Origin of the sequence: Hyphomonas sp. (assembly GCF_037969335.1) — a bacterium.
GTDB lineage: Bacteria > Pseudomonadota > Alphaproteobacteria > Caulobacterales > Hyphomonadaceae > Hyphomonas.
Window position 1 is genome coordinate 1 of the sequence record NZ_JBBKXE010000034.1, and the last position, 4,270, is coordinate 4,270.

Below are 4,270 nucleotides of genomic sequence, written 5' to 3' on the forward strand. Positions count from 1 at the left end.
GCCCTGCCCGGCCTGCTCGCCGCCGCGCTGGAAAAGTGGGATAATTCAAGCTGACTCCCCGCCTCAATCAGACAGGTTTGCCGGGCACCGGGAGGTGTTTCCGGGCAAGGGCGCTTGCCCCAGCGATATGCCTTGCCAGCCTTTCACCCGCCCCCTACCCCTTTGTGCATGGCAAAAGACATTTCCACCGGCTACGAGCCGCTCAGTTCCATCGATGCAGTCACCGCAGGACTCGCCACCGTTGGCTATATTTCCACGCGCGAGATTTCGACGGCGGTGTTCCTGGCCCATGGCCTGCGCAAGCCGATCCTGATCGAAGGCCCGGCCGGTGTCGGCAAGACCGATCTGGCCCAGTCGCTGGCCAAATGGCTCAGCCTCCCGGTGCTGCGCCTGCAATGCTATGAAGGCCTCGACGAGGGCAAGGCGCTGTATGAATGGAAATACGGCAAGCAGCTGCTCTACACCCAGATTCTCAAGGAGAAACTGAACGAGCTGATCGGCTCGGCGGACAATCTCTCCACCTCGCTCGGCAAGCTTGCCTCCTTCGAAGACCTGTTCTTCTCCGAACAATTCCTCGAATCGCGGCCCCTGCTGACCGCGATGCAGCAACCGGCCGGCTCGGTCCTGCTGATCGATGAGATCGACAAGTCGGACGAAGAGTTCGAGGCCTTCCTCCTGGAAGTGCTGTCGGACTATCAGGTCACCGTGCCCGAAATCGGCACGATCCGCGCCAATGTCCCGCCGCTGGTGATCCTGACCTCGAACAATGTCCGCGAACTCGGTGACGCCCTCAAGCGCCGTTGCCTGCACCTCCATATCGGTTTCCCCGATGCGGCCCGCGAACGCCAGATCGTCCAGGCCCGGGTGCCGGACGTCTCGGACATCCTGCTGAAACAGCTGGTCAGCTTTGTTCAGGGCGTGCGCGAAACCGACGTCAAGAAACGCCCTTCCATCTCGGAAACCGTCGACTGGGCCCGGACGCTTCTTTTGATGCACACGACGGCGCTCGACGAAGAATTCGTGCGCACCACGCTGAACGTCCTGCTCAAACACGAGAGCGATATTGCCGCCGTGTCCAAGGAAGTCCCCCGGCTCGTTCGCGAGGCCACCGGACCGGACAAGGCCGGACGCACCGCCTCCGGCTATCCCGAACTCGGGTAGCGGAGAATGGAGCGCACGCTCACCAATTTCATCCGGGCGCTGCGGTCTTCCGAAGTGCGCGTCTCGACCGGCGAAGCCCTCGACGCGACCCGCGCTGTCGCCCTGATCGGCTATGGCGACCGGTCGCTGCTGAAGGATTCCCTCGGCTGCGTGCTCGCCAAGTCGGATCAGGAGAAACAGGTCCACGACCGCCTGTTTGACCTCTACTTTTCCCATTCGGAATCGCAGGCAGACAACGCGGCGAATGCCACAGGGAATGAGGCAGAAGACGGCGCCGCCCAGCCACCGCCGGAAGACCTTGTCGAACTGCTCCAGTCAGGTGACGAGTCCGCGATCTCAACCGCCATGGAACGCGCTGCCGAAGCCGCCGGGATCGACGACATCCGCTTCTCCACCCAGGTCGCTTATTATGCCCAGCAGATCATCAAGCAGATGGGCGGCGAAGGCCTGCAGCAACGCCTGCTCGAAGCCCTCCAGGGCCGCGAACCCGGCGACGAGGCCGAGGCGCAGGAACTCATCGACATCCGCCGCGACCTGACGATGCGGGCCCGCGAACGGGCCGAGCGCGCCTTTGATGTCTTCGGTGCCGGAGAGACCCAGCAATTCCGCGACGATTTCGCCGCAGAGAAACGCCTCAACGCGCTCGACCGCTATGACATGGAGCGCATGAAGGGCCTGATCGCCAAGATCGCCAAACGCCTCGCCGTCAAGCACTCCCGCCGCCGCAAGAAGCGCAATCGCGGCCAGCTCGACGTGCGCCGCACGATGCGCGCCAATGCCGGTCTCGACGGCGTACCGTTCAATGTCATCTGGCGCCAGAAGAAGAAGGACCGGCCGAAGATCGTGGCGATCTGTGATGTCTCCGGCTCGGTCGCCCAATATGTCCGCTTTCTCCTGCTCCTGCTCTATTCACTCGCAGACGCGGTGCCGGACATTCACGCTTTCGCCTTCTCGCACCGCCTGAAGCCTGTCGACGACATCCTTGCCGACAATGAGTTCGAAGCAGCGATGGCCAAGATCATCCGCGAACTCGGCATGGGCTCGACCGATTACGGCCAGGCCTGGTCGGACCTCAAGGTCGAGCATGAAAACATCATCGACCGGCGCACGACGGTGATCGTCCTCGGCGACGGAAGGTCAAACTATGGCGACCCGCGCGCCGACCTGTTCCGCGACTTTGCCCAGCGGGCGAAAAGCATGATCTGGCTCAACCCCGAAGGTCGCTCGCAATGGGGCACCGGCGACAGCGCCATCCCGCGCTACCTGCCCTTCTGCACACAGATGAGCCATGTCGCGACGCTGAAGGATCTGGAGCGCGCCGTCGACGAAGTGCTCAGCGCCTATGGCTGAGGCACGCCCAGAACGTTGATCTGCACGAACGCGGCCATGTTGATGGCGACCGTCATCCAGAACAGGTAGCGGAACGTGCCCTTGCGCGTCTTGTGGCGGAAAATTTCCTGCGCCGCGATCGCACCGGGCCAGCCACCGACCAGGCCGAGCAACAGCAGGACCGTTTCCGATATCCGCCAGTTCTTCTGGATCGCCGCATTCTTGTCGATCCAGTAGCCAATGATGCAGCCGAAGCTTGCGACGCCATAAATGATGTACCAGTTCGTCGAAACCGGAACGACGCTCGCGACCGACACGACAATCCCGATGAATGCCCCGATCACCAGGAACGGCGGCAGATGACGCAAATACGACCAGGCAGGCCGCTTCTCCACCACGACAGGTTCGATGATCGGCACGACATTTTCAGCGCGTTCGCGACCGGTCGGATCAAGCACGGCATCGAAAGCATAGGCCTGACCGATATCGAGCCGTTTATCGACCTTGGGCAGGTTCTTGATATGGAGGAACACGTTCGGCCCGCCATCGTGTGGTGCGAGGAAACCGAAACCGCGGTCCGCGTACCATTCAACAAGCCGGCCTTCACGTCGCATCGTCTGTTCCGTTTCCTTGTTCCACAGCTGCGGCGAGGGCCGCGCTGAGGAAGCGATCAATGTCGCCGTCGAGTACACCCTGAGTGTCCGACGTTTCAACCTCTGTACGCAGGTCCTTCACCATCTGGTAGGGCTGCAGCACATAGGAACGGATCTGGTGACCAAAGCCGATTGCGCTCTTGGATGCGTTCGCATCGGAGGCGGCATCGCGGCGTTTCTGCAATTCCTGTTCATAGAGTTTGGAGCGCAGCATGCGCCAGGCCTGGTCGCGGTTCTGGTGCTGCGATCGGGAGACCTGACAGGCCACCACGATACCACTGGGCGCGTGCGTCAGGCGCACGGCGCTGTCGGTCTTGTTGATGTGCTGGCCGCCAGCGCCCGAGGCGCGATAAGTGTCGGTGCGCACATCGGACGGATTGATTTCGATCTCGATCGTGTCGTCGATCACGGGTGAAACGCTGACCGAAGCAAAGCTCGTATGGCGCCGCGCCGAACTGTCGAATGGCGAGATGCGCACCAGCCGGTGCACGCCCTGCTCCGATTTCAGCCAGCCATAGGCATTCTCGCCCTTGATCTGGATCGTGGCAGACTTGATGCCCGCCTCTTCGCCCTCGCGCTCGTCGAGTTCCTCGACCTGCATGCCGTGCGCATCCGCCCACCGCATGTACATGCGCCTGAGGATGTTGGCCCAGTCCTGGCTCTCGGTGCCACCCTCGCCTGCATTGATCTGCACGAACGCATCGTTCGCATCCACTTCGCCCGACAAGAGCGCAGCGAGCTCGGCCTTCTCGGCCCGTTCGGCCGCTTTCGACAAGGTGCGTTCGATATCCGCGATCATCGACGCATCGCCATCGGCGAGTTCGAGCAATTCCTCCGCGTCCTCCGCTTCCGTTCGAAGGGAATCGACCATCGCAATGCCATCAGCAAGGCGCTGGCGTTCGCGCATCATGGCCTGCGCCGCCTGCGAGTCGTCCCAGAAGTCCGGGCGCTCGGAGAGGTTGGTCAGTTCATCGAGGCGTTTCGTGGCTGTATCCCAGTCAAAGACGCCTCCGTAGCAGGTCGGATGACTGGCGAATCTGGTCGATCAGGGATTTTATTTCAGCGGACATGTGAACAAGCCTTGTTGGGCGCAATTGTGGAAACGGAACAGCAGGGGCCGGGATAGC

4 protein-coding genes are annotated in these 4,270 nt (G+C 62.0%); 2 read left to right on the forward strand and 2 right to left on the reverse strand.

The features are described 5' to 3' along the window. Nucleotides 1-168 precede the first annotated feature (168 nt). Together AADA04_RS02420 and AADA04_RS02425 are read left to right on the forward strand one after the other, a co-directional pair. Nucleotides 169-1,161, forward strand: coding sequence for a MoxR family ATPase (locus AADA04_RS02420; RefSeq protein ID WP_340691639.1), 993 nt, complete (start codon nt 169-171; stop codon nt 1,159-1,161). A gap of 6 nt (nt 1,162-1,167) precedes the next feature. Beyond that, nucleotides 1,168-2,511 carry a VWA domain-containing protein gene (locus AADA04_RS02425; RefSeq protein WP_340691640.1) on the forward strand — a complete coding sequence of 448 codons (1,344 nt, stop codon included), beginning with the start codon at nt 1,168-1,170 and terminating at the stop codon, nt 2,509-2,511. Here the strand turns inward: AADA04_RS02425 and AADA04_RS02430 are convergent. Together AADA04_RS02430 and prfB are read right to left on the reverse strand one after the other, a co-directional pair. Beyond that, on the reverse strand, nt 2,502-3,104 hold the full coding sequence (locus AADA04_RS02430) for a DUF1294 domain-containing protein (protein WP_340691641.1): 603 nt from the start codon (nt 3,102-3,104) through the stop codon (nt 2,502-2,504). The genes AADA04_RS02425 and AADA04_RS02430 overlap by 10 nt on opposite strands. Then, nucleotides 3,094-4,213, reverse strand: a protein-coding gene (prfB, locus tag AADA04_RS02435) for a peptide chain release factor 2 (RefSeq protein ID WP_340691642.1) whose coding sequence is annotated in 2 segments (ribosomal slippage) — nt 3,094-4,143 and nt 4,145-4,213 — 1,119 coding nt in all. Because the reading frame shifts where the segments join, the coding sequence is not laid out codon by codon here. Before prfB ends, AADA04_RS02430 begins: the two co-directional genes overlap by 11 nt. Between the last annotated feature and the right edge of the window lie 57 nt (nt 4,214-4,270).

Excerpts from the sequence above, each read along its gene's own strand:
- AADA04_RS02430 (WP_340691641.1), bottom strand. The coding sequence starts at position 3,104 with ATGCGACGTGAAGGCCGGCTTGTTGAATGGTACGCGGACCGCGGTTTC.
- AADA04_RS02425 (WP_340691640.1), top strand. The coding sequence starts at position 1,168 with ATGGAGCGCACGCTCACCAATTTCATCCGGGCGCTGCGGTCTTCCGAA.
- AADA04_RS02420 (WP_340691639.1), top strand. The coding sequence starts at position 169 with ATGGCAAAAGACATTTCCACCGGCTACGAGCCGCTCAGTTCCATCGAT.